Annotated in this window: 21 protein-coding genes; 9 read left to right on the forward strand and 12 right to left on the reverse strand. The window is 70.3% G+C overall.

All coding sequences use genetic code 11. The features are described 5' to 3' along the window. Window positions 1–89 precede the first annotated feature (89 nt). From ADK67_RS07810 to ADK67_RS07830, 5 genes are all read right to left on the reverse strand, one after another. Window positions 90–1421, reverse strand: coding sequence for a hypothetical protein (locus tag ADK67_RS07810; protein ID WP_053715707.1), 1332 nt, complete (start codon window positions 1419–1421; stop codon window positions 90–92). A 184-nt stretch (window positions 1422–1605) separates the two neighbouring features. After that, on the reverse strand, window positions 1606–2205 hold the full coding sequence (locus ADK67_RS07815) for a class I SAM-dependent methyltransferase (RefSeq protein WP_053715708.1): 600 nt from the start codon (window positions 2203–2205) through the stop codon (window positions 1606–1608). Between the two features lie 110 nt (window positions 2206–2315). After that, entirely contained in the window at window positions 2316–3887 is a 1572-nt protein-coding gene (locus ADK67_RS07820) for a SpaA isopeptide-forming pilin-related protein (RefSeq protein ID WP_053715709.1), read from the reverse strand. Between the two features lie 393 nt (window positions 3888–4280). Beyond that, window positions 4281–5807 carry a M28 family metallopeptidase gene (locus ADK67_RS07825; protein WP_082403303.1) on the reverse strand — a complete coding sequence of 509 codons (1527 nt, stop codon included), beginning with the start codon at window positions 5805–5807 and terminating at the stop codon, window positions 4281–4283. Window positions 5808–5884: 77 nt separating this feature from the next. Next, window positions 5885–6517: a GNAT family N-acetyltransferase gene (locus tag ADK67_RS07830; protein ID WP_053715710.1), complete on the reverse strand. Its 633-nt coding sequence runs from the start codon at window positions 6515–6517 to the stop codon at window positions 5885–5887. Between the two features lie 55 nt (window positions 6518–6572). On the opposite strand from ADK67_RS07830, the gene ADK67_RS07835 reads away from it, so the two are divergent. Next, window positions 6573–7541, forward strand: a complete 969-nt coding sequence (locus ADK67_RS07835; RefSeq protein ID WP_053715761.1) for an NAD(P)H-quinone oxidoreductase — start codon at window positions 6573–6575, stop codon at window positions 7539–7541. Window positions 7542–7856: 315 nt separating this feature from the next. On the opposite strand, the gene ADK67_RS07840 is transcribed toward ADK67_RS07835, so the two are convergent. Beyond that, the gene (locus ADK67_RS07840) at window positions 7857–8522 is read right to left on the reverse strand and encodes a class I SAM-dependent methyltransferase (protein ID WP_231648066.1); all 666 of its coding nucleotides are present in this window, start codon (window positions 8520–8522) and stop codon (window positions 7857–7859) included. A gap of 5 nt (window positions 8523–8527) precedes the next feature. Continuing rightward, window positions 8528–9727: a cysteine desulfurase-like protein gene (locus ADK67_RS07845; RefSeq protein ID WP_053715712.1), complete on the reverse strand. Its 1200-nt coding sequence runs from the start codon at window positions 9725–9727 to the stop codon at window positions 8528–8530. A 113-nt stretch (window positions 9728–9840) separates the two neighbouring features. On the opposite strand from ADK67_RS07845, the gene ADK67_RS07850 reads away from it, so the two are divergent. From ADK67_RS07850 to ADK67_RS07875, 6 genes are all read left to right on the forward strand, one after another. Continuing rightward, a complete protein-coding gene (locus ADK67_RS07850) occupies window positions 9841–10392 on the forward strand; it encodes a bacterial proteasome activator family protein (protein WP_053715713.1) in 552 nt (183 codons plus the stop codon). Between the two features lie 93 nt (window positions 10393–10485). Beyond that, window positions 10486–11337, forward strand: coding sequence for a class I SAM-dependent methyltransferase (locus tag ADK67_RS07855; RefSeq protein ID WP_053715714.1), 852 nt, complete (start codon window positions 10486–10488; stop codon window positions 11335–11337). A gap of 59 nt (window positions 11338–11396) precedes the next feature. Next, the gene (wzm, locus tag ADK67_RS07860; protein WP_053715715.1) at window positions 11397–12326 is read left to right on the forward strand and encodes a galactan export ABC transporter permease subunit Wzm/RfbD; all 930 of its coding nucleotides are present in this window, start codon (window positions 11397–11399) and stop codon (window positions 12324–12326) included. Window positions 12327–12345: 19 nt separating this feature from the next. Next, complete coding sequence (gene wzt, locus ADK67_RS07865; protein ID WP_053715716.1) at window positions 12346–13161, forward strand: galactan export ABC transporter ATP-binding subunit Wzt/RfbE; 816 nt, start codon at window positions 12346–12348, stop codon at window positions 13159–13161. A 9-nt stretch (window positions 13162–13170) separates the two neighbouring features. Beyond that, a complete protein-coding gene (gene glfT1, locus ADK67_RS07870) occupies window positions 13171–14067 on the forward strand; it encodes a galactofuranosyltransferase GlfT1 (protein ID WP_197289334.1) in 897 nt (298 codons plus the stop codon). Window positions 14068–14195: 128 nt separating this feature from the next. Next, the gene (locus tag ADK67_RS07875) at window positions 14196–14408 is read left to right on the forward strand and encodes a hypothetical protein (RefSeq protein WP_053715718.1); all 213 of its coding nucleotides are present in this window, start codon (window positions 14196–14198) and stop codon (window positions 14406–14408) included. 585 nt (window positions 14409–14993) lie between these two features. Here ADK67_RS07875 and ADK67_RS07880 read toward each other — a convergent pair. The 3 genes from ADK67_RS07880 to glf form a co-directional block, all read right to left on the reverse strand. Next, a complete protein-coding gene (locus ADK67_RS07880) occupies window positions 14994–16850 on the reverse strand; it encodes a glycosyltransferase (RefSeq protein WP_053715719.1) in 1857 nt (618 codons plus the stop codon). Between the two features lie 85 nt (window positions 16851–16935). After that, on the reverse strand, window positions 16936–18807 hold the full coding sequence (locus ADK67_RS07885) for a glycosyltransferase (protein ID WP_053715720.1): 1872 nt from the start codon (window positions 18805–18807) through the stop codon (window positions 16936–16938). 7 nt (window positions 18808–18814) lie between these two features. Beyond that, entirely contained in the window at window positions 18815–20002 is a 1188-nt protein-coding gene (gene glf, locus ADK67_RS07890; RefSeq protein WP_053715721.1) for a UDP-galactopyranose mutase, read from the reverse strand. Between the two features lie 240 nt (window positions 20003–20242). Here glf and ADK67_RS07895 point away from each other — a divergent pair, with 240 nt between their 5' ends. Continuing rightward, on the forward strand, window positions 20243–22303 hold the full coding sequence (locus tag ADK67_RS07895) for a DUF6541 family protein (RefSeq protein ID WP_053715722.1): 2061 nt from the start codon (window positions 20243–20245) through the stop codon (window positions 22301–22303). Window positions 22304–22388: 85 nt separating this feature from the next. After that, complete coding sequence (locus ADK67_RS07900) at window positions 22389–23690, forward strand: hypothetical protein (RefSeq protein ID WP_053715723.1); 1302 nt, start codon at window positions 22389–22391, stop codon at window positions 23688–23690. A 69-nt stretch (window positions 23691–23759) separates the two neighbouring features. Here the strand turns inward: ADK67_RS07900 and ADK67_RS07905 are convergent, their stop codons facing one another. After that, a complete protein-coding gene (locus tag ADK67_RS07905; RefSeq protein ID WP_053715724.1) occupies window positions 23760–24647 on the reverse strand; it encodes a glycosyltransferase family 2 protein in 888 nt (295 codons plus the stop codon). Then, window positions 24644–25012, reverse strand: a complete 369-nt coding sequence (locus ADK67_RS07910; protein ID WP_053715725.1) for a DUF2304 domain-containing protein — start codon at window positions 25010–25012, stop codon at window positions 24644–24646. Before ADK67_RS07910 ends, ADK67_RS07905 begins: the two co-directional genes overlap by 4 nt. Window position 25013: the final 1 nt, after the last annotated feature.

Genomic DNA, 25013 nt, shown 5'->3' on the forward strand with positions numbered 1-25013 from the left:
CTCCCGGAAGACGAACGTGCGAGGCCCCGGCAGCCGGGACCTCGCACGTCCTAATGCGGTGCCGGGTGGTCACCCGGCGGGTGCTGCGATCAGGAGAAGATGCCGAACACGTCGACGACCAGGTGCGTGGTGCCGACGTTGTTGTAGAACGAGTGCGCCGGGCTGCCGTCGGTCCAGGTGCCGAGGCGGACCGTGGCCATGTTCGGCGAGGTCTGGCCGGGGGCCAGGTTCAGCGCCGAGGTGCCGGGCCGGGTCTGGCCCGTCGGGAACGGCGTGATGAAGGTGTGGTTGGTCGGCTCGGTGCCGGTCAGGTTGAGCAGCAGGCTGTCGCCCGCGGCCAGGTCCTCGGCCGGGTAGATCAGCGCCAGCGTCCCGCCCGACCGGATCGGGTCCTGGTCGTCACGGGTGTCGAACGCGCGGCCGGGGGTGAGCGGGTAGAAGTCCGCGCCACCGGTCTCGGTCGGCAGGTAGTAGCCGGCGATGTCCACGATCAGGTTCACCGAACCCGAGTGGTTGAACAGGTTGACCTTGCGGTCGGAGCCCAGCGCGACCGTCACGCCGTTGGGCGTGGCGACGTTCGGGACGAGGTTGAGGCTCGACGCGGTCGGCCGGGTCGAGCCGGACGGCCACGCGGTCACGTAGGTGTTCGCGGTCGCGTCGACACCGGTGATGTTCAGCGACACGGCCGTCGCGCCCGAGGGCACGCCGTAGGAGCTGAAGTCGACCGCGCGGGACTCGCCGCCGCCGAACGCGCCGCCGGTGTTGCGGGAGTCGTACACGCGGGTCGGGCCGGTGGCGAAGTACCGGCCCGGGGTGACCCCGGCGTTCGGGTTGTCGTAGACGTAGTAACCCGCGATGTCGGCGATCAGGTGGGTGCTGCCCGCGTTGTTGTACAGGTTGATCGTGTCGTCGAGCGAGATCCAGGTGGTGACCGAGTTGGCGCGGGTCTCACCGGGCACCAGGTTCAGGGTCGACACGCCCGGCTTGGCGACGTCGGCGCCGCCCTCCCACACCGTCACGTACGTGTTCGCGGTCGGCGACGTGCCGGTCACGTTCAGCACGACCGCCAGGGTGTACGCCGGAGAGTCGGTGACGGGCACCTCGATCCGGCCGCCCGCGCCGACGGGCGTGGTGATGCCGCCGCGGCCGAGCCCGCTGCGGGTGTCCAGGATGCGTCTGGGCGCGGACGGGATGAACCGCGTGCCCAGGTAGTCCTCGGCTTCGACGTCCTGACCGTTGACCTCGGCCGCCTTCGTGCCGTACGGCCGGGTGGGGCGGTTGGCCCGGTCCAGCGACAGCTCGGTGCGGGCGACCTGGTCACCGTTGTTGGCGGTCACGGGCTCGGCGTTGGCCGGAACCGCGACCGCGACCACGGCGGCGGTCGCCGCGGTGGCGACCAGCAGCGCTGCGGAACGACGCATTGATCCTCTTTCCTGACTGCAAAGTGAATTAAAGGCGTCGGTCTACCAGCCAGTCCGTGACAGAGACACGCGGACGTTGGCGCGCACAGCGCGACCCCCCTGTGGGACGAGCCCCCGACTCGACCGAACGGGCCGGACACTACCTCAGGGGTACGACAGCGGAAAGCGAAATGCGGTCGGCTTCTCAGTTCTCGGGTTTCACCGCGACGTGCACGAATTCGTTGTACGTGAAGACTTTCCCGGCCGACCGGGGGAACGGGAACGACATGCGGTCGCGCTCGACCAGCCCGAGCTGCGACGTCACGTCCGCGAGGCCGTCGAGGTCGGTGAACGCCACGTGGGTGGGATCCGAGGCGTAGCCGCGCTCCTGCGGGCAGATGAGCACCAGCAGGCCGCCCGGCGCGAGGAAGTCGACGTACCCGCGCAGGATCTCCACGGCTTGCGGGCGCGGCATGTGCTCGACCAGGTGCGCGGCGAGGATGCCGCCGAAGCGGCCCGGCTTGGCGTACTCGGTGTCGAAGAACTCGTCCGTGGTGAACGCCGTCAGGCCCATGTCCCGGCAGGTCTGCACGGAGTGCGGGTTGTGGTCGACGCCGACGCCGTTGGGCTCCAGGTGCTTGAGGTTGCGCCCGATGCCGCAGCCGACGTCGAGCACCTCCCGGTCGCCGAAGATGCGGCGCACGTTCCAGCGGTACGGGGCCTGGACGTTCAGGACACGCTTCCAGGGCAGGTTCTGCAGGCGCGCGAGCCGGTCGGTGTAGTCCTGACCGTCAGTCTTGTCCACCGTCGTACGGTAGCCGACGTTGAGACCCCTGCCACCACCAGCGCGGGATCCGGTGCCGTCGACCCCTGTCCCGCCGGGCGGGACAGGGGTCGCACCACCAGGTCAGGCGGTCACCCGCTGACGCGGCGGGCGTTCGTCAGGTCCGGTCCGGGCAGGACGTGGAGCCAGGACTCCGCCTGGCAGTTGTGGCAGGTGCCCGCGAAGAGGACGCCCTCACCGCGGTGCTGCCACGGGCCGTAGACGCGCACCCGGTACGGACCGGAGGGCAGGTTCTCGAAGCGCACGCGACCCTGCGCGTCGGTCCGGCCCTCGCCCGCGACCTGGCCCGTGACCGCGTCCCGCAGGACGATCACCGCGCCGGCGGCCATCTCGCCCGGATCGCCCCTCCCGTCACCGTTGCGGTCGTGGTGGAACGCCAGGCGCAACGTCACGGCCGGACCGGGCACCTTGGCCAGCGCGTAGGCCTGCGCACGGCCCTCGGAGTCCGGCTCGGGACCGAAGTCGCAGACGTGCTTCACCGCGCCGTACTCGGCCGTCGCGGCGGAGACGCCGCCGGTCATGGTGACCACGCGCGACTGGCCCGCGGGCACCGTCACGCCGGACGCGGCCCAGGCCAGGTCCCCGAAGTCGACGTCACGCAGCTCCGGACCCCCGCCGCCGACGCGGTCGCAGAGGGCCTTGACGCCGGTCAGGTCCGCGGTGCCGATGTTGGTCAACGTCACCTCGACCTCGGCGCGGTCGCCGACCTGGTAGAGGTCCCGGGTGAACCGCATGGCCGCGGTCAGGTGGTCGGTCACCGGCCGCGTGGCGCGCACCACCAGGTTCGCGGCCGAGCCGCTCCCGTCCACCGCGACGTGCGAGTTCGCCTGCGCCACGACCCAGCCGTCCGGCGCGTCGTCGACGCGCAGCCCGTAGACCTGCACCGACAGGTCCGCGAACCGGAACCGGCCGTCGGCGCCGGTGATCGCTTCCAGCCCCGGCGAAGGCGAACCGCTCGTCGTGGCGGTCACCCGGACGCCCTGGAGGGCCTCGCCGGCGTCCGGCGCGCCGTTGCCGTTGCGGTCGCCGTAGACGAGGCCGGCCAGCGTGTCCGTGGCGGAGTTCGGGTCGCGCACCGGGATCGGCAGGGTGAAGTCGGCGACCGAGGCGTTGCCCTGCCGGATGGAGAACTTCGCCACCGGGGGCGCGCCGCTCCACCCCTGGACCTCGCCGCGGACGGTGAGGACGCGCTGCTGCCCGGCGGGCAGGGTGATGCCGGGGCCCGGCCAGGTGGCCAGGTCGCCCCACTCGGACAACTGGACGAAGAAGGTGGACCCGCTGGTCGAGCGCCCTTCCGCCATCACGCCCGCGGCGTCGGCGTCACCGGTGTTGGAGATCGTCACCTCGACCGGGACCTGCTCGCCGACCAGGAACGGGCCCGCGCCGACGGTGGCCGAGATCGCGAGCTTCGCGGCGGCGGCCGTCGGGGACGAGGCCGCGGGAGCGGCGACCGGTGCCACGACCGGCCGGGTCTGGACCGGTGGCGCTTCGGCGGTGGTCGCCCGGACGGGCTCGGCCGCGGTGGCCGGCGACGTCCCGGCGGGCTCCTGGGCCCGGGCCGCGGCGGACAGGGTCGCGGTGACCGCGAGCGCCGCGACGAAGGCAAGGGATCTTCGCGCGACGACGCGCTTCGAGGTGGTCAAGACCAGGCCCCCTGAGTGGTGGATTCGGGTGGCGGCAACCTAACCGACCTCGATCATCACCGCACCTATCCGTCCTTTGCGGACAGTCGCGGTGGAACGACAGGTGGTTGGGTTTGGCTCGGTGGGCAGTCGCGGCTCGGTGGTTGAGTTCCGTCCGGTGGTCACGCTCGGGTCGGGTCGGTGGTCAAGCCCGGCCCGATTTGACATGGGCCCTTACGGGCACACCAGGCAGGCCAAAGCCGGGCAGGCCTGGCGGGAAGAGCGTCCGCCAAGCCTGCCCGGCTTCGACCAGCCTAAAGCACCCGAACCCATGTCAATCGGGCCTCTGCGGTGGGTTGCGGGTCCGGCCTCCCGAGTGGGAAGGCCGGCTCCTGTTGCTCGCCTGTCGGCAACCTACGCCACGTCGGCGTGCGAGTGGTGCTCTTCCACGTGCAGCGAACGGGTCGAGGCCGCACGCGCTGCGGCGCGCTGCGACCGCGCCGGCACGCCGTTCACGCTCTCCGTGCTGATCGCGTACGACGCCGTCACCCACGCCAACGCGTCGGCGTTGCGGTCCAGGGCGACGCGGTCCACGTTGCCCAGGGTGTCACCGGAGCCGTGGTAGTTCGGGTCGTAGGCGATGCCCGCCGTGCCGCCCCACTTCGCCGCCTGCGCCTCGGTCTTGACGCCCTCGGCGCCGGTGAAGAGACCGCCGGCCGGGATGCCCTGCAGGATGAACTCGCCGTAGTCCGAACGGCCGGTGAAGTCGGTGCCCTCGGTCTGCACGCCCTTCTCCACCGTCAGGTACTCCACGAACGCCTGCTCGATCTGCCCCGAGCCGTACGGGCCCGCGCCCGCGCCGACACCGTCGGAGTTGTCGCCGTCGTAGACGAAGTAGGCCGCGTTCGGCGAGCCGATCATGTCGAAGTTCAGGTACAGCGCGATGTCGAGCTGCTGCTCGAACGTCAGCGACTGCACGTACTTCGTCGACCCGACCAGGCCGAGCTCCTCCGCGCCCCACCAGCCGAACCGGACCGCGTTGTTGACCTTCGGCGAGCCGCCGAGCTTCAGCGCGGTCTCCAGCAGGCCGGCCGAACCGGTGCCGTTGTCGTTGATGCCCGCGCCGTTCTCGACGCTGTCGAGGTGGGCGCCCGCCATCACGACGTTGTCCGTGCGGCCGGTCTTTGTCTGCGCGATCACGTTGCGCGAGACGCGCTCCTCCTCGTGGTAGCGCAGGTCGACGGTCACGGCCTGGCCGCCGAGCAGGGCCAGCGCGTTGCCGTCGGCCTGGGTGACGCCACCGGTGGGCACGACGCCCGGCGCGCCGAGCGTGACGCCCGCCAGCGTGCCCTCGCGGTTGTTGGAAATGATCACCGCGATGGCGCCCGCGGCGGCGGCGTTGCGGTGCTTGACGTCGAACGTGCACGCGCCGCGGCGGATCAGCGCGATGCCGCCGGTGAAGTCCTGCCCGGCGAAGTCGGCCGCCTCGCAGCCCGGCGTCTCGTCCTCGGGCACGACGCGCAGCGGGCCGGTGACGCCGCCGACCGGCGTCTGGGGCGAGAACTCCAGCGGGATGTTCTCGTACGTCGTGGTGCCGACCTTCGCGGTCGCGGCGTCCGTGATCTGCACGGGGTAGGTGAACTCCGGCGTGGTCACGTCGAAGCCCGCGCCGCGCAGCTTGCCCGCCACGTACTCCACGCTGGCGTCGTAGCCGGACGTGCCCGCGGCGCGGTTGCCGCCGTTGCGGTCGGCGATGCGCTGGAAGGCGATCAGGTGCCGGTTGACGCCGTCGGCGGTGACGTTCTTGGTGAGGTTCCTGGCCAGCTTCGGCCCGTCGAGGGTCGACGCCGAAGCGACGTTGACGGCCGGCACGGAGACCAGTGCGAGGGACGCGGACGCTGCGAGGATGGCCGCGCGTCGAATCCCGGTTCTAGCTGACATGAGCGAGTTCCCCTTCACTCGGATGCCGAACCCTCACAAGTCGTGGAGGTGAACGCAATCCGTCACTCGGTGGGTTGTCACCCAGTGAGGAGAGGCAAGCACGGTGTGACACCGCGCACCGCCAAGGTCCAGTCCGGTCGCCGGAACGTGCCCGGCGTGACCAGCAGCCGGATCTGCTCGGCCGGCTCGCCTCGCCGGACCTGCGTGAACGTGCCGTCCGGCCGGTAGCCGAGCTTGCGGCTCACACCGTGCGAAGCGAGGTTGTCGGTGAACGCGCTCGACCGCGCCGCCACCGCGCCGAGGTGGTCGAACGCGAAGGCCAGCACAGCGGCCCGCATCTCCGTGCCGATGCCGCGCCCCTGGTGCCGCAACCCGATCCACGACCCGCTGGTGACCTCGCGCAGGACCGGGAAGTCGTCGGCGCCGAGCGACTGCACCCCCACCACGCGGCCGTCCAGGCGCACGACGAAGTTCACCGTCCACCGCTGCGGCGACAGCGTCGACCTCACCCGCCAGTAGTGCTGGAGGGTGTTGAGGCCGAGCTGCTCGCGCGGCGCGTCGGTCCACTCCACGCCGAACGGCATCCGGTCGGGCGGGTGGATGCCGTCGAGCGTCAACTCCACCAGTTCGACCAGGCTCTCGTCGTCGTCAGGGCGCAGTTCGAGCCGCGGCGTGCTCAACACCAGGTCGCGGAACGGCCAGTGGTCCATGCCGGTCGATGGTGGCGACCGCGCGTCCGGTGTGCGACCGGATTACCGTCGGACCATGCGCGCGATCACCATTCGTGAACCCGGCGGACCGGACGTGCTGGCCTGGACGGAGGTTCGGGACCCCGAACCGGGCCCCGGCGAGGTGCTCCTGACCGTGGCCGCGACCGCCGTGAACCGCGCCGACCTGCTGCAACGCCAAGGCCACTACCCACCGCCGAAGGGCACCTCCGAGTCACCCGGTCTGGAGTGCTCGGGCACGGTCGCGGCGCTCGGCGACGGCGTCACCGGCTGGCAGGTCGGCGACGAGGTGTGCGCCCTGCTCGCCGGCGGCGGCTACGCGGAACAGGTCGTCGTCCCAGCCGCCCAACTCCTGCCCGTGCCGGACGGCGTCGACCTGGTCACCGCGGCATCCCTGCCCGAGGTCGCGTGCACGGTGTGGTCCAACGTCGTGATGGTCGCCGGCCTCCGGAGCGGCGAGACGTTCCTCGTGCACGGCGGCGCGGGCGGCATCGGCACGCACGCGATCCAGGTCGCCAAGGCCCTCGGCGCCCGCGTCGCCGTCACCGCGGGCTCCGCGGAACGGCTCCAGCGCTGCGCCGACCTGGGCGCGGACATCCTGGTCAACTACCGCGAACAGGACTTCGTCACCGAGGTCGGCCACGCGGACGTCGTGCTGGACAACATGGGCGCCGCCTACCTGGACCGCAACGTCGACGTGCTCGCACCCGACGGCCGCCTGGTGATCATCGGCCTGCAAGGCGGCGTGAAGGCCGAGCTGAACATCGCCAAACTGCTGTCCAAACGCGCCAGCATCACCGCCACCGGCCTGCGCTTCCGACCTGTCGAAGGACCGAACAGCAAGGGCCGCGTCGTCGCCGAAGTGCGCGAACACCTATGGCCACTGATCGCATCCGGCCACGTCAAACCAATCGTCCACGACGTACTGCCAATCGAACAAGCCGCCGACGCCCACCACCAACTGGAGAACGGCGACGTCTTCGGCAAACTGATCCTCAAGCTCTGACAACCCCGTTCACCACCACGCCCTTCCCCACCAAAAGGGAGGGCTTCGTGTCATCCCGCCGACCTGGCTTTGCCCTACCGCGCGTGTCAAGGGGGCTGTGGGTCCAATACCCGCGGCTTCCACTGATGACCGCCCCCTTGACGCGGGTGGTAGCCCGGAGGGAGGTCGGTGGGATGACACGAAACCCGCACCACAACGGACCCGGCGCTTAACCACCAAACCCGGCGTCATCCTGCTGATCTGCCCGTCCGGCGAGGACTCTTTTATTCTTTGGCTTGACGCTCTTACCTCAAGCTCTTACGCCAAGCCCTTACTTCACTCCAACGCCATCGCCGTCGCCAAAAACGTCCGCGGCGTAGTCCGAAACCGCAGGGCGAACTCCTCCGCCCACCTCACCAGCACGGTCTGCTCCCCAGGCCGTTCAGCGTCGTCCACCAACACCGCCGCCCCCGGCGCCAACACCCCGCGCAACACCGGCAACGCCGGATACCGCGCATCACCCAACAACGGCCCGTCCACCAACAACAAATCCACCAACCCGTACCGCTCCACAAACGCCGACACCTCGTCGTGCACCAACTGCGGGTGGTACCACTGCCCGTTCCCCAAAGCCGCCGGATGAGGCGTCAACGGCGCGTGCACCACCCGCGCCACATGCCCCAACCCCTCCCGCCGCAACTGGCTCGCCACGAACGCCGCCGTGCGCTCGTCGTGCTCCACCGACAGCAGGTGCCCGAACCCGCGCCGCGCCAGCAACCGCGCCAGCACGACCGACGACGCGCCGCACCCGCACTCCACCAGCACCGTCCGCGACCCGAGCAGCACCTCGTCCACCACCGCCGCGAGCGCCGCGGGGCGCAGTTCGTGCGCCGTGTTGGGCAGGTACTCCGACATCAGGGGCGCCAGCCGGTGCAGTGCGGCGAGGTCGGCGAGCTCCCGTGACAGCAGGTCGTCCACCCAGCCCCCCGGTCTCCGCGCCACCGACCTCAGCCGAGCTCGGCGACCGCCCGCACGAGCTCGTCCACTTCCACCGCGTTGGTGTAGTGCGCCAGGCCGACGCGGATCGCCCCGCCGACCTCACCGACGCCCAGCACCGAGAACACGCCGTGCTGCCCCGAGTCGGCGAACGCGCACACGCCCCGCTCGGACAGGTGCTCGACGCCGTCGGTCGCCTTCACGCCGGCCACCGTGAACGCCAGTGCCGGCACCCGGCGCATGGCGTCGCCGATCACCATGACGTGACGGAGCGATCGCAGTTCGTTGATGAGATTAGCGAGAAGTCCGGCCTGGTACGCCTTCACCGACCCCAACGAGGTGAGCACGCGCTCGCGCCGGGGACCCACCGCGGCGTCGTCCAGACCGGCCAGGTACTCGACCGACGCGACCAGACCGGCCAGCAGCGGGTAGGCGTGCGGGCCCAGTTCCAAGCGTTCGGGACCCCGCGCGCCGGGCTCGACGGCGACCGACGGCAGCAGGTCGAGCATCGACGGGTCGCGGAACACCAGCGCGCCGACCGGCGGCCCGCCCCAGTTGTTCGCCGACACCGCCACCACGTCGGCGTCCATCGCCGTGATGTCGAGCGGCACGAACGGCGCGGCGGAGGAGGCGTCCACCACGACCAGCGCGTCCGTGCGACGGGCGGCCTCGGCAATCTTGCGCAGGTCCGGGCGGGTGCCGACGGAGCCGGACGCGGCCGTCACGGCGACCAGCTTGCACTTGGGCGTGACCAGGTCGTCGTACTGCCAGGCGGGCAGCTCGCACGTCTCGATGTCGACCTCGGCCCACCGCACGACGCTGCCGGTGCGCTGCGCGGCCCGCTGCCACGGCGCGATGTTGCCGGGGTGGTCCAGCCGCGACACCACGACCTCGTCGCCCAGGAACCAGCCCTCGGACAGCGCGTCGGCGAGCCGTTGCAGCAGCACGGCGGAGCTGGGGCCGAGCACGACGCCCGCCGGGTCGGCGCCGACGAGGTCGGCCACCGCGCGCCTGGCCGCGTCGACGATGGCCTCGGCGCGTTGTGAAGCGGGGAATATGCCACCCGGCCCGGAGACGGGTGCGCGCAGCGCGGTGGAGACGGCCGTGGCCACCTGTTCGGGTACTTGCATCCCCGCAGGAGCGTCCAGATGAACCCAGCCGTCGCCGAGCGCGGGGAACAGCCCACGGACCCGGGCGACGTCGAACGCCATGCCGCACACCGTACGGAGGACGCCGGCACGAGCGACAGCAGGGGCCGCGGGTTTGCCACCCGATCTGTGACCCGGTTCGGCGTCCGCCACCCGATCGGGCCAGGATGGGAGGCATGAGCGAGGCACCCCGAGAAGATCAGCTGGAGAACGAGCGGCACGTGGTCGTGGTCGGCCCGGACGGCACGCCGGTGGGGACCGCACGGGTGCCGTCCGGCGACGACGCGGGCGGCCAGGACGTGGCCGACCTGGTCGAGCAGCCGGCGAAGGTCATGCGCATCGGCACGATGATCAAGCAGCTGCTGGAGGAGGTGCGCGCGGCTCCTCTGGACGAGGCCAGCCGCAACCGCCTCAAGGAGATCCACAAGCGGTCCATCGACGAGCTCGAGGACGGTTTGGCGCCGGAGCTGCGCGACGAGCTGGAGCGGCTTTCCCTGCCGTTCACCGAGGAGGGCACCCCGTCCGACGCGGAGCTGCGGATCGCCCAGGCACAGCTCGTAGGCTGGCTGGAGGGTCTTTTTCACGGCATCCAGACGGCCTTGTTCGCCCAACAGATGGCAGCGCGCGTCCAGTTGGAGCAGATGCGCGGCCGTGCCCTGCCCGCCGGGTCGGGTCACGCCGACCACGAGGGCGGTCCGCAGATCCGGGGCACTGGTCAGTACTTGTAACGTTCCTGTGCGGCGTTGAGGTCGCGGGGCTGGACAACGGGCACCGCGCTGCCCGACCGTGTTCACCGCCACACCCGCGAGAGGAGCCGACAGGTGCTCGACAAAGTCCGGCACAGCCAGATCGTCGACGAGGTGCGCAAGCGCGTGCGCGGCAAGATCTTGCGGGTCATCGACGAGGCTGTGCGGCCCTACCACCGCGAGCAGGCCGAGCGGATCGCCAAGCTCCAGCACGAGGTGGAGGAGCTGCGGAGACAGGCGGACCGGGCGGTCGACGCGACCGTCCAGTACGAGATCCGGGCGCGCCGCGACCTGGTGTTCGCCGGCGAGCAGGAGGCGGCCAAGGAGAGCGCCCGGTTCGTGCGCAGGCACCTGCCGACCGCGCCGCACTTCGGCCACCCGCACGCCACGCTGGAGCACGCCCTCGGCCTGGTCTCGACCGAGGGCATGGCGCTGGAGTTCGGCGTCTACACCGGCTCCACCCTCAAGCTGATCGCCACCGCGTACGAGGGCCGGGACGTGTACGGCTTCGACTCGTTCGAGGGCCTGCCCGAGGACTGGCGCAACGGCTTCCCGGCCGGCCTGTTCGGCATGGACGGCCTGCCCGACGTGGACGGCGCGGAGCTGGTCGTCGGCTGGTTCGACGACACCCTGCCCGGCTTCCTCGACGAGCACCCCGGCCCGGTGTCGTTCCTGCACGTCGACTGCGACCTGTACTCGTCCACCAAGACCGTGCTGGAGCTGGTCGGCCCCCGGCTGGTGCCCGGCACGGTGATCGTCTTCGACGAGTACTTCAACTACCCGGGGTGGCAGGACCACGAGCACAAGGCCTGGTCGGAGTACGTCGACCTCACCGGCATCGAGTTCGACTACTGCGGGTACACGTACGATCACGAACAGGTGATCATGAAGGTAACCGGGGTGCCGGAGGCCTCGCAGCAGGGGTGACCGCACCGTGACAGCCCGGCGACAGGGCCGCCACCCCGTCGCCGGTAGTCTCCTTACTCGTGCAACCCACGAGTACGGTCGAGCGACCACCCGCTCCCCTGGCACCCAACTCGCGCACCTTCGCGCGCGCGTTCGGCGACGTGCGCGACGCCTGGCGGCAGCGGGAGCTGTGGGGCCACCTGGGGTGGCAGGACATCAAGCAGCGATACCGCCGGTCGGTCATCGGGCCGCTGTGGATCACCATCTCCATGGGCACGACGGCGCTCGCGCTCGGCCTGCTCTACTCCCAGCTGTTCAACCAGGAGTTGGGCACGTTCCTGCCGTACGTCACGGCCGGGTTCATCATCTGGCACTTCGTGCTGGGTGTGGTGACCGAGGGCACCGAGGTCTTCATCGCCAACGAGGGCCTGATCAAGCACCTGCCCGCGCCCATAACGGTGCACGTGCTGCGCATGGTGTGGCGGCAGACGCTGTTCCTCTTCCACAACCTGGTCGTCTACCTGGTCGTCGTCGCGATCTTCTTCCCGACGCTGTCCAACGAGTACCGGATGTACGAGGGCGACCCGATCCTGCAGCCCGGCCTGTCGTGGGGGGTGCTGATGACGATCCCCGCGCTCGCCCTCGTCGTGGTCAACGCGGTGTGGGTGGCGCTGCTGTTCGGCATCATCAGCACCCGCTTCCGCGACATCCCCCCGGTGATCAGCAGCTTCATCAACCTGATCTTCTTCATGACGCCGATCGTGTGGCACGTCGGCGTGCTCAACAAGGTCACCGGCAGCGAAAACAGCGGTGACAACGGCGACTGGCGCATGCTGATCGCCGAGCTGAACCCCATCTACCACTACGTGGAGATCGTCCGCGCCCCCATGCTCGGTCACGTGCAGGACTGGCACCACTGGGTGGTCGTCGGCGCGTTCACCGTCGTGGGCTGGGGACTGGCGCTGATCGCGATGCGGAACTACCGTGCCCGCGTCTCCTACTGGGTCTGAGTGAGGCCGCAAACACATCATGGTCAGCATCGACGTCTGGAACGCCTCGGTCGACTTCCCGATCTTCGACGCCAAGTCGAGGTCGCTGAAGAAGCTCGCGCTGGGCAAGGTCGGCGGCAAGATCGGCTCCGAGGGCCGTGTCCCGATCATCGAAGCCCTGCACGACATCAACATCTCGCTGCGCCACGGTGACCGGGTCGGCCTCGTCGGCCACAACGGCGCCGGCAAGTCCACGCTGCTGAGACTGCTCGCGGGCATCTACGAGCCCACGCGGGGCAGCTCGCGCGTCGTCGGCAAGGTCGCGCCCGTGTTCGACCTCGGGGTCGGCATGGACCCGGAGATCTCCGGGTACGAGAACATCATGATCCGCGGCCTGTTCCTCGGGATGAGCCGCAAGGAGATGGAGAAGCGGGTCGACGACATCACCGAGTTCACCGAACTCGGCGACTACCTCCAGATGCCGCTGCGCACCTACTCGACGGGTATGCGGGTGCGGCTGGCGCTGGGCATCGTGACGTCGATCGACCCGGAGATCCTGATCCTGGACGAGGGCATCGGCGCGGTCGACGCGGCGTTCATGGCCAAGGCCCGGGACCGGATGAACGACCTGGTCAAGCGGTCGGGCATCCTGGTGTTCGCGAACCACTCCGACGACTTCCTCGCCGAGTTCTGCACCACCGCGATCTGGATGGACGAGGGCAAGGTCAAGATGCAGGGTGGGCTGCGCGAGGTGCTCACCACCTACAAGGGGCGCGACCCCTTCGAGAACATGACCTCGGAGACGTTGGAGCGGCTCGGTCAACCGAGGGTGCTGAGCGGGAATGGTGGCGAGTAGGTGAGCGTCGTGGGCGCACTGCCGCAGGGCTCCGTCGTCGGGGTCGTGGTGACCCGGCACCGGCGCGAGCTGCTGGCCGACTCGTTGAAGGTGCTGGCGTCGCAGACCCGGCCGCTCGACCACCTCGTGGTCGTCGACAACGGGCCGGACCAGCCGGTGGACGACCTGGTCGCCCAGTGCCCGATCCCGACCACCTACCTGGCGTCGCACCGCAACCTCGGCGGCGCGGGCGGGTTCGCGCTCGGCATGCTGCACGCGCTGTCGTTGGGCGCGGACTGGCTGTGGCTGGCCGACGACGACGGGCGGCCCGCGGACGAGACGGTGCTCGCCGTGCTGCTGGAGGAGGCGCAACGGCGCAAGCTGGCCGCGATCTCGCCGGTGGTGGCGAACATCGAGCGCCCGGAGAAGCTCGCGTTCCCGCTGCGACGCGGGTTGACGTGGAAGCGGAACGCGGCCGAGCTGGGCACCGACTTCCTGCCGGGCATCGCGTCGCTGTTCAACGGCGCCCTGTTCAAGGCGTCCACCGTGGACGTCATCGGCGTGCCGGACTACCGGCTGTTCTTCCGCGGCGACGAGGTGGAGATCCACCGCCGGCTGGTCCGCACCGGCCTGCCGTTCGGCACGTCCCTGAAGGTCACCTACCTGCACCCGGACGGTTCGGACGAGTTCAAGCCGATGCTCGGCGGCCGGTTCCACGCGCAGGACCCGGAGAACGCGATCAAGCGCTACTACACCTACCGCAACCGCGGTTACTTGCTGTCCCAGCCGGGGATGCGCAAGCTGGGGCTGCTGGAGGCATTCCGGTTCGGCCTGTACTTCATCGGCGTGCGTCGTGACCCGAAGGCGTTCCTCGAGTGGTTGAAGCTCGTGCGTCTGGGCCAACGGGAACGCTTTTTCCGGAAGTGAGCCGGGGGCTGGCCGGCCTGGGTTGAGCTTGGGCTCAGGTTGGGTTCGGCTTGGGTTCAGCTTGACGCGGAATCGCTGACGGCGAACCCGTCTTGCCTGGTCAGGCTCGTGCTGGTGGGCTGTGCGGCATGACTTCTGAAGCGCGTAAGACGGCACTGGTCCTGCACCTGGCCGCGAACTCGAACCCGATTACGATCAAAGTCTCCCCGGAGACCGCCGTCGATCTCGGATCCCGTTTGATCCAGGTTGTGCGGAATGGTCACACCCAGGCCATCCAGACCATTGACGGTAACGAGTTCGTGGTGAACTTCAGCCACGTCGTGGCTGCCCATTTCGAGTAGGCGGATGTACTGTCGCTTGCCGAAGGAAAAGATTAAAAGCTTAAAAGCATGTCCTCGCCGGACGGGCAGATCAGCAGGATGACCCCCACTGCCTGGTTCTGTGCCGGGTCCGTCGTTGGTGCGGGTTTCGTGTCATCCCACCGACCTCCCTCCGGGCTACCACACGTATCAAGGGGGCAGCCAACAGTCGAAGCCGCGGGTATTGGACACACAGCCCCCTTGACACGCGCGGTAGGGCAAAGCCAGGTCGGCGGGATGACACGAAGCCCTCCCTCTGGGGAGGAAGGGCAGTCGGCGGCCGCACCGCGCGGGTCGGGCCCGGCACCGCGCCCGACCGGCGACCCCCGACCCACTCCACTGGCAGGTCTTTCCTCAAAAGCAGGGCTTCGTGTCATCCCGCCGACCTGGCGCAGCCCTACCGCGCGTGTCAAGGGGGGCGCCTGTCCACTCGGTGGGATGACACGAAACCCGGACCAACAACGGACCCGGACACATGACCAGGGCAGTGGGGGTCATCCTGCTGATCTGCCCGTCCGGCGAGGACATGCTTTTAAGCTTTAATCTTTTCCGCTTTGCCACCGCTTGTCAGCGGTTCTCGAAAGCCTTCCGCCACTGCTCGGCCGAAGTAAGTTCAGGCAGGGCGTCGCGGTACTGCCGACGCAGCCTCGGCCATTCCTTGCCCAACCGCCGGTAGTTGCGGACCGCCCGAGCCATCAGCGAACGGAACTGGTCGGGGTCACGCTTGTAGAAGGCGACGCCGGTGCCGTCCGCCGTGGACACCGTGGCGCTGTCCAGGTTGCCGAGCAGGAACCAACGGGCGTTCAGGGCAGGCACGTTGAGCTGCGGCCGGTCGCCGGCGGAGGCCTGTGGTGGGCGCAGGTTGTGCAGGACGGACTTGGCCGCGCGCACCGCGATCGTCGCCTTGCCCTTCGACGGGCGCAGCAGCGCTTCCGCGCGCACCATGTCGAACGTCGGCGGCGGGAATTCGCGGGCCGAGTCCAGGCGTCGGGCGTCGCTGTACTCCTCGCGCATCGCGCGCACCATCGGCAACGCCGTGCGCAGCGAGTCGAACAAGCCGGCGGGCCCGTCCAGGAAGTCCTCGATCGCCTTCTGCTGCAACGCCACCGTGGAGTACTCCATCGACAGCAGGTGCCGCAGCGACAGCTTCAACCCGTGCTTCACGATCCCCGACCGCACGTCGTACGGGCTGTGCAGCGCGGCCAAGACCAGGCGGTTCCGGGTGTGGAAGTAGGCCTGCCAGTCGGTCGAGTCGTTCTTGTCCGTCCACGGCATGTGCCACACCGCCGAACCCGGCAACGACACCGTGGGGTAGCCGTGCTCCAACGCCCGCAACGAGTACTCGGCGTCGTCCCACTTGATGAACAGCGGCAGCGGGTAGCCGGTCCGCTCCACCACCTCGCGCGGGAACAGGCACATCCACCAGCCGTTGTAGGTGGCGTCGACCCGGGGGTGCAGCTCGGGCGTCTCGCGCAGCGACGACACGGCGAAGTCGTGGTCGGTGACCGCGCCCGGCGCGGCCCGCCAGAAGCACGTGCCGAGGTCGACGATCTCGGCGGTGCTGTGGATCCTGGTCCTGGCCTGCAGGTTCAGCATGTGGCTGCCGACGATGACCGGCGACGCCGCCGCCCGCGCGAACGCGTTGGACCGCAGCACGGCCTCCGGCTCCAGCCGGATGTCGTCGTCCATGAGCATGATCTGGTCGGCGTCGGTGTGCTCGACCGCCTCGAACATGCCCCTGGTGAAGCCGCCGGCACCACCCAGGTTGTCCTGCTCGATGACCTCCAGCCGGCCGCCGAGCCCGGCCTCGGCCTCCGCGAAACCGGCCACCGAGCGCACCTTCACCGCGCCCTGGTCGGCCACGAACACGTTGCTCACGACATCCAGCACAGCGGGGTCGCTGCCCAGCGCCCGCAACGCCTCCGCCGCGTCGTGCGGGCGCATGGTGGTGATGCTGACCGCGACCTTCTTCACCGGCAACGGCGACCGCACGGCCCACTCGGCGTCCTGGATCTCCAGCGGCGCCTCGTGCGTGAACGCGTCGAACCAGATCAGCCCGCCGTCCTCGAACGGCCGCAGCGACACCGGGAACTCCAGCGACGTCCACTCCGCCGCGTCCCGGACGAACGAGCCCTCCAGGTGCACGACGTCGCCGCTCGGCTTGGACCGGTACACGTCGACCCGGCCCGAGCCGCGCACGCGCATCCGCAGCACGACCTCGTCGACGACCGTCCACCGCTTCCAGTAGCTGGCCGGGAACGCGTTGAAGTACGTCGCGAACGACACCTTGGCGTGCTCGGGCACGGTCAGCCCGCGCCGGGAGTCGACCTGGCAGTGCACGTTCTCCGGCTCGTCCAGGTACATCGGCCGGACGTCGAGCGGGTCGTCGTCCCTCGGCAGGATGATCCGGTGCACTGCGTCCACTGAAGGTCCCCAGGTGAGAAGCGCGTGAGAGAGAAGTGGGTGAACGGAAGCGGGGCGACCACTCAGGGCCGCCCCGCTCCACCGCTCACAGGTCGTACAACCGCCGCCAGTTCTCGCGGCTGGTCAGCTCGTCCATCGCGTCGCGATAGGCGCGCTGCATCTCGGGAGCCCGCTGGTACAGCTCCTTGAGCAGCTTGGTGCCCTGCTTGCCGAGCCGGATGGCCAGCTCGCGGTCGCGCCGCCGGACCCGCACGCCCTCCTGGGACGCGTCGGTGACCACGGCGGTGTTGAACAGCGACACGTGCCACCAGGCGGAGTCGCCCGCGGCCACCGCGCCGACGTCGTGCACGCTGCGGCCGAGCAGCTGGTTGACCACGCGCTTGGCCAGCACCGGCGCGAACAGCCGCGGTGCGGGCGGCGCCGAGATCAGCGGCAGGTCGCCGGACGAGATGCCGGGCACCTCCGACGCCGGGTGCTTGACCGTCTCGGGGTACTCGGCGCGCAGCTTGCGGATGTCCGCCGCCGCCTGGACGCCGCCGTCACGCAGCATCTCGGGGCCCTTGAGGAAGTCCTCGATGGCCTTGAGCTGGGTCGCCGCCAGGCCGTACTGCATGCCGACCAGGTAGGTGGCGAGCTGGGCGGCCATGGACCGGCAGATCCGCTTCGGGTCGAACTGGCTGTGCAGCGCCGACGTGATGAGGGCGTTGCGCAGGTTGAAGTACCGGTGCCAGTCGTCCCAGTCCTTCCAGTGGAAGTCGGCGTGCCACACGCCCGCGCCGGGCAGCGTGACCGTGGCGAACCCGTGGGCCCGCGCGCGGTAGCCGTACTCGATGTCGTCCCACTGGAAGAACAGCGGCAGCGGGTAGCCGACCGCCTTGACGATCTCCGACGGGATCAGGCACGACCACCAGCCGTTGTAGCCCGCGTCGACCCGGCGGTCCTGCACGTTGCGCTTGCCGGTCTCCTCGTCGTACCCGGTGAGGTCGGCGTCGTGCAGCGCGCCCTCCACGACCTGGCCGGGGGCCAGCGTGTCGAGGTTGGCGTACTCCGCGCCCACGTGCAGGTGGTTCGGGTGCAGCAGGTACAGCATCTGGCCGCCGACGATGACCGGCTGCGCGGTGCGGTTGGCGAACGCGGTCGTGCGGACCACGATCTCCGGCTCGCACAGCACGTCGTCGTCCATGAAGAGCACGTTGGCGTGCTCGGCGTGGTCGACCTCCATGACCTGGTACAGGCCGCGGGTGAAGCCGCCGGCGCCGCCGAGGTTGGGCTGGCGGATGTAGCGCAGCTTGTCGCCCAGCGCCGCGGCGACCTCGGCGAACCGGGCCCGCGACTCGACCGGGTCGCTGCCCTGGTCCACCACGTACACCGCGTCGACCAGGCCGAGCGGCTCGGGGTCGGACGCGAGGGCCGCCATCGTGTTGAGGCAGTCCTCGACCCGGTTGAACGTGCAGATGACGATCGCGGTCGGCCGGACCCGCTTGGGCGGCGCGACGGTCCACCGGGCGTGCTCGACGACCAGCTCGTGCTCGCCGGTGACGACGTCGAACCAGAGCGCGCCGCCGTCGGTGAACTTGTCGATCTTGGCCGTCAGGGTGACGACCTGGCCCGTCGCGCCCGTGACCTGCTCGGCGACGATGATCCGGGACTCGCCCTCCGCGTCGGAGGCCACGACCGAGACGGTGCCGGAACCGGTCAGCGTGAGGCTCAGCTCCACCTCGGCGCTGACGCACCACCGCTGCCAGTAGGTGGCCGGGAACCGGCCGAAGTAGGTGTTCATCGACACCGTGGCGTGCGGGTGCACGACCATGCGGTGCCGCTCGCGGTCGGCGATGCCCTGGGAGATCTCGGCGTAGAGGTCCTCCGAGACGATCTGCGACGGCCCGGCGAAGAGGCCGCGCTGCGCCAGCAGTTTCTCCGGTGCCTCGTGCTCGACGAGGGTGGAGTTGCCCGACATAACCGAATCAGTCCTCCAGCGAACCGTCCAGCGCCCGACCGGAGGCCAGGTGCGGGGCGATCTTGTTGTCGAACACGCTCAGCGCGGAACCGATCGCCATGTGCATGTCCAGGTACTTGTAGGTGCCCAGTCGACCACCGAAGACGACGTTACGCTCGGCGGCTTCCGCGCGCGCGAGCTCGCGGTAGCGCTCCAGCTTGGCGCGGTCCTCGGCGGTGTTGATCGGGTAGTACGGCTCGTCGTCCTTCTCGGCCGCGCGGGAGAACTCGCGCACGATCACCGTCTTGTCCGACGGGTACTCGCGCTCGGGGTGGAAGTGCCGGAACTCGTGGATCCGGGTGTACGGCACCTCGGCGTCGTTGTAGTTCATCACCGGCGTGCCCTGGAAGTCGCCGACCGGCAGGACTTCCTGCTCGAAGTCCAGCGTGCGCCAGCCGAGCCAGCCCTCGCTGTAGTCGAAGTAGCGGTCGAGCGGTCCGGTGTAGACGACGGGCGTGCCGGCCGGGATCTCGTCGCGGACGTCGAAGTAGTCCGTGTCGAGCCGCACCTCGATGTTCGGGTGGTCGGCCATCCGCTCCAGCCACGCGGTGTACCCGTCGACGGGCAGGCCCTCGTAGGTGTCGTTGAAGTAGCGGTTGTCGAAGGTGTAGCGCACCGGCAGGCGGCTGATGACCGCCGCGGGCAGCTCCTTCGGGTCGGTCTGCCACTGCTTGGCGGTGTAGTCGCGCACGAACGCCTCGTACAGCGGGCGGCCGATGAGCGAGATCGCCTTCTCCTCCAGGTTCTTCGCGTCCTTGGAGTCGATCTCGGCGGCGTGCTCCGTCACCCACGCGCGGGCTTCCTCGGGGCTCAGGTAGCGGCCGACGAACTGCGAGATGAGGCCGAGGCCCATGGGGAACTGGTAGGCCTGGCCGGCGTGCATCGCGAACACCCGGTGCTGGTACCCGGTGAACTCGGTGAACTGGTTGACGTAGTCCCACACCCGCTTGTTGGAGGTGTGGAACAGGTGGGCGCCGTACCGGTGGACCTCGATACCCGTCTCGGGTTCGGCCTCCGAATAGGCGTTGCCACCGATGTGCGCACGGCGTTCCAAGACGAGCACGCGCTTGCCGAGCTGTGATGCGGTGCGTTCGGCGACCGTCAGGCCGAAGAACCCGGAACCGACGACGATCAGGTCAAATCCAGCGAAGCTCACGCGCCGAGGATAGTCGCGCCGGGCGATCGGGCCGGCGGGTACCCACCCGGAGCCGGCCGGCGCGCCGGTCGACCAGCCTGGACGCCGGTCGGCGGGCCCGCGTCGGTACACTTCGCCGCGAGGCCTTATCACAATGTCACAGCACCGTGCGCCTGGCACGTTCGCGCTGTCCGGTGTCCGCGTGCGCACGCCACCGGTGAAGTGCCTCACGCATCTCTACGACGGTGGGGTAGCAGGGACATGAGCTGGTTGGACGTTGTGCCGGTCGCGCTCGTCACCGCGGCGTGGCTGGTCGGTCCGGGTGCGGCGCTCTCGTACGCGATCGGCCTGCGCGGGCTGTCGGCCTGGGGCATGGCGCCGACGCTGAGCATGCTCATCGTGCCGATCACCGCGGTGCTGGCGGACAAGCTCGGCGTGCGGTGGTCGCCGGTCGTCGTGCTGGTCGCCACGGCCGTGGTCGTCGCGCTCGCCGTGGCCGTGTCGCTGCTGCTGCGCCGGATCGCGCCACCACGTCGGACGGACCCGCGCCGGGTGCTGGCCGGCGCGGCCCTCGGCCTGCTGCCCGCGTTCGCGATCGGCTGGTACGTGATGGTCGAGGGCATGGGAGAGCCCGACCAGCTGTCCCAGACCTACGACGCGATCTTCCACTACAGCGCGCTCTCCCACATCCTCGACTCCGGCAACGCCTCGTCCATGGCGATGGGCACGCTGGGCAACGTCGCCACCCCGACCACGTTCTACCCGGCGGGCTGGCACGGGCTGACGTCGCTGGTCGTGCTGAGCACGGGCGTGCCGATCGCGGTCGCCGCGAACGTCGTCGCGGGCGTCATCGCGATGCTCGTGTGGCCGTTGAGCTGCATGGTGCTGGTGCGCCAGCTCATCGGCCGGTCGACCGCCGCCATGGCGGTGACCGGCGCGGTCAGCGTCGCGTTCACCGCGTTCCCGTGGGGCCTGCTCGGCTTCGGCGTGCTGTGGCCGAACCTGCTCGGCATCGCCATGGCGCCCGCCGGCGTCGCCATGGTGCTCGCCGCCACGTCGTTGGCCAGGGAGGACGTCATCGGCAGGCGCCGCGCCATGGCGCTGGCCCCGCTGGTGGTCGTGGCCTGCGCGTTCGCCCACCCGAACACCGTGTTCAGCCTGATCGTGGTGTGCCTGTTCCCGATCGCCACCAGCATCCTGCGGTGGGCGCTGCGGCTGCGTCGTGCCGGCCGAACCGGCCGCGCGGTGACCGGAGTGTCGGCCGCCGCGCTGCTCTTCCTGGGCGCGTGGGGGTACGTGGCGCGCGCGCCGATGTTCGCCGAGGTGCGCAGCCACGTCTGGCCGCCGTTCGAGACGCCTGCCCGCGCGGTCGGCGAGGCGCTGCTCAGCGCGCCGAACGGCAAGCCCGCGCTGTGGGCGCTGTCCCTGGTGGCGGTCATCGGCGCCGTGGTGGCGTGGCGGCTGCGGACCAGCCGGTGGCTGGTGGCGGCGTTCGCCGGCACCGCGTTCCTCTACGTGGTGACGGCCTCGATCAACCGGCCGAGCACCCAGTTCATCACCGGCTACTGGTACAACGACTCGTTCCGGCTCGCCGCGATGCTGCCGCTCACCGCCGTGCCGCTCGCCGTGCTCGGCATCACGCGGCTGGCCGACCAGCTGGGCGCGCTGCTCGCCAAGGCGCCCGCGCCGGCGGCGACCGTGCCGCCCGGGATGGTGGTGGCGGGCGCCGACCAGCCCGAGGGCGCCGAACCCGCGGGCCGCCGGTCCCTGCTGCGCACGCCGACCGTGCTGAGCCTGGTGGTGCTGCTCGCGATGGCGCCGCTGACCAAGTTCTTCTACGTCGGCACCAACACGGCCATCGTGGCCGGGACGTACGCGATCGAGCCCGTGCCGCAGAACAGCACGCTGGTCGACCGGACCGAGCAGGCGTTCCTGGACGACCTCGAGGCCAAGCTGCCCGAGGACGCCCTGGTGGCCAACAACCCGTGGGACGGCAGCACGGTGATGCTCGCCGAGGTGGGCCGCCGGGCGCTGTTCCCGCACGCCAACATCCCGTGGAGCGACGACCAGAAGTACCTGGCGGCGAACCTGGACGAGGCGGGCCGCGACCCGGAGGTGTGCCGGGCGGCCGATCGGCTGGGCGTGCACCACCTGCTGATGGCCAACCGGACGTTCTGGCCGCACGACGCGCGCAACCTGGACTACCCGGGGCTGCGGGTCTCGGCCTCGGACCCGGCGTTCGAGCTGCTGGCCCAGGCGGGCACCGTCAAGCTGTACCGGTTGGCCGCGTGCGACGCCGGGCAGACGGTGACGTCCCGCTGAACGCCGCACCGCTGAACGCCGCACCGCGGACCGCAGCCGGACCCGGTCGGGCGACGGCGCGACCCGGCCCCCTACCGTGTGCCGGGTGTCGACCTCGATGACCCTTCGGCGGTTCTTCAGCCCGTCCGTGCAGATGGCCGTGGGCCTGGGCGTGTTCGGGCTGGCCGGGTACCTGTTCGTGGCGCTGACGGGTCACACGCTGACCACCGACCAGGCCAACCTGGCGGTGACCTTGTACTTCGTGGTCAACGTGATCGGGCCGGGCATCTTCGCCGCACTTGAGCAGGTGACCAGCCGCGCCGTCGCCTCCGGGCAGCCCATCCGGTCGGTGGTCCGCCGGGTGTGCGCGTCGGGCGGGAGCCTGGCCGCGGTGGTCGTCGCCGTGCTCCTGCTGCTCTCGCCGTTCGCGGTCGACCGCACGCTCGGCGGCGACTGGGCGCTGTTCGCGGAGGTGCTGGCGACACCGGCGCTGATCGCCGCGCTGAGCGTCGTGCGCGGTCTGCTCGCCGGTCTGCAGCGGTTCAGCGGCTACGCGATGACGCTGACCGTCGAGGGCGGCGTGCGGCTCGGGCTGTGCGGGCTGCTGGTCGTGCTGCAGGCGTCCGAGGCGTGGCTGTTCGGGCTCGCCTACCTGGGCGGATCGGTGCTCGCCACGCTGGTGGGGCTCCTCTGGCTGCCGAAGGCGCGGTCCGCGTCGACGTCGCCGGCGGCCGTCGTGCCACCGATGGGCAAGGCGCTCGCCGCGCTGGCGGCGGCCACGCTGCTCTCCCAGCTGCTGCCCAACCTGGCGCCGCTCGCGGTCAACTCCCGGCTGCCGCTGGACAGCGTGGTGGCGCTGGCGTTCGGCCAGGCCGTGGTGGTCGCCCGCATCCCGCTGCTGCTGCTCTACCCGATCCAGACGATGCTGCTGCCGAGCCTGACCGCGGCGGCCGCGAAGGGCGACCACGGGTTCGTCACGCGGCGGATCAAGCTCGCGCTCGCCGTGCTCTGCGGGCTCGGCATGGTGTACGCCGTGGTGTTCACGCTGGTGGGGCCGTGGGTGCTGCGCACGTTCATGGGCACGAAGGTCGATCCGGCCACCGTGGTCACGATGCTGCTCGCGGTCAGCACGGTCATCCTCATCGGGGCGTTCGTGGCGCAGCCCGCGCTGGTCGCGTTGGGTCGCGACAAGACCATCACGCTCGGTTGGGCGGTCGGCTCGGCGGCCACGCTGGCGATGGTCACCCTGCCGGGTGACCCGCCGTTCATCGCGGCGTTGGCGCAGACCGTCGGCCCGTTGCTGACCCTGCTGGTGATGCTGCTGGGGCTGAGGGCCGCGCTCCGCCGGGCGTCCACGGGCGTCACCGCCGAGCCGGCGGACGACCGGCGGACCACCGAGGCGTCGTGAGCTGCTGAGACCCTGGGTCTCGCTCGAAGGGTGACACCGGGCGGCCGGGCACGGGGCCCGGCCGGTGGTTCACACCCGGCGGATCGCCCGTCCGGCCAGCGACTTGGCCAGCTTCAGGTCGAGCGACACGGCGGCGTCGAGCGCCGACTTGGTGATGTGGCCGCGGCAGAGCAGGTGCAGCCGCGCGGCGCGCGCTGCCTTGTGCCAGCCGGCCGCGCTGAGCTGCTTGGCCGCTGCGGCGTAGTACCGCTGCTCCTCCTCGAACCGCCGCTCGCTGTGGGCGCCGATCGACGAGTGGCTCGCCGCGTGCCTGCGGTAGCGGAACACCGGCGTCGGGTCCAAGGCCAGCGTGCCGCCGCCGATGAGCATGTCGATGGACCACGCCAGGTCGGCGATCGAGCCGAACTCGCCGAGCCGCGTGATCCTGGGCACGGCGTCGTTGCGGAACGCCATGGCCGGCACGTACAGCCAGTTGCCGTTCATCAGGCTCTGCGCGGCGGCCGGGCCGTCCAGCTCGCGCTCCTTCCACGCCGACCGGGCGGCCACCCGCTTGATCTTGTCGGCCAGGCTGTCGGTCGGCCGGCTCTCGCCGTCGACCACGATCACGCCGGGGTGCACCATGACGGCGTCCGGGTACCGCTTGAACGCGTCGAGCACGACCTCGACGTACCGGGGCTCCAACGCGTCGTCGGCGCCCATGACGACGAGGTACTCCTCCTTGCCCAGCGTCATGCACTTGCACACGTTGCCGGTGGCGCCGAGGTTGCGCTCGTTGCGCACGTACTCGATGCGCGGGTCGCCCAGCCCGCGCACGTACTCCTCCGCCGTCGTGTCCGGGTACCGGTCGTCGACGATGGTCAGCCGCCACTGGTCACTGGTCTGCTTGCGGACGCTGTCCACCAGCTCGATCAGGAACCGCGGGTCCAGGTAGTAGGGGACGACGAAGTGGATGCTCATGAACGCTCCGCACCTGCAGGACCTTGACCAGCGGAAACCGGGGGCTCGGCCTGGCGCAGGGCGATCGCCCGCGCCAGCCGCGCGTACCGCAGCTCCAGCTCCTTGAACCTCAGGTAGGCGTTCAGGGTGGTGAACGTGAACACCACGACCAGCGCGTACAGCAAGAGGTCGGTGCCGCGGCCGACGCCGAGCCACCCGGCCACCACGGTCACGTCACCCGGGCGCAGCACCGCGTAGATGCCGAACACCACGAACAACATGAACGCGAGCTTCACGCTCGCCGCCGATTTGGTGGTTCCGCGTTTGCGCAGGAACAGCAGCAGGACGGCGAACGAGAACACGACCAGGATGTACTGGATCAGCATG

Origin of the sequence: Saccharothrix sp. NRRL B-16348 (genome assembly GCF_001280085.1) — a bacterium.
GTDB lineage: Bacteria > Actinomycetota > Actinomycetes > Mycobacteriales > Pseudonocardiaceae > Actinosynnema.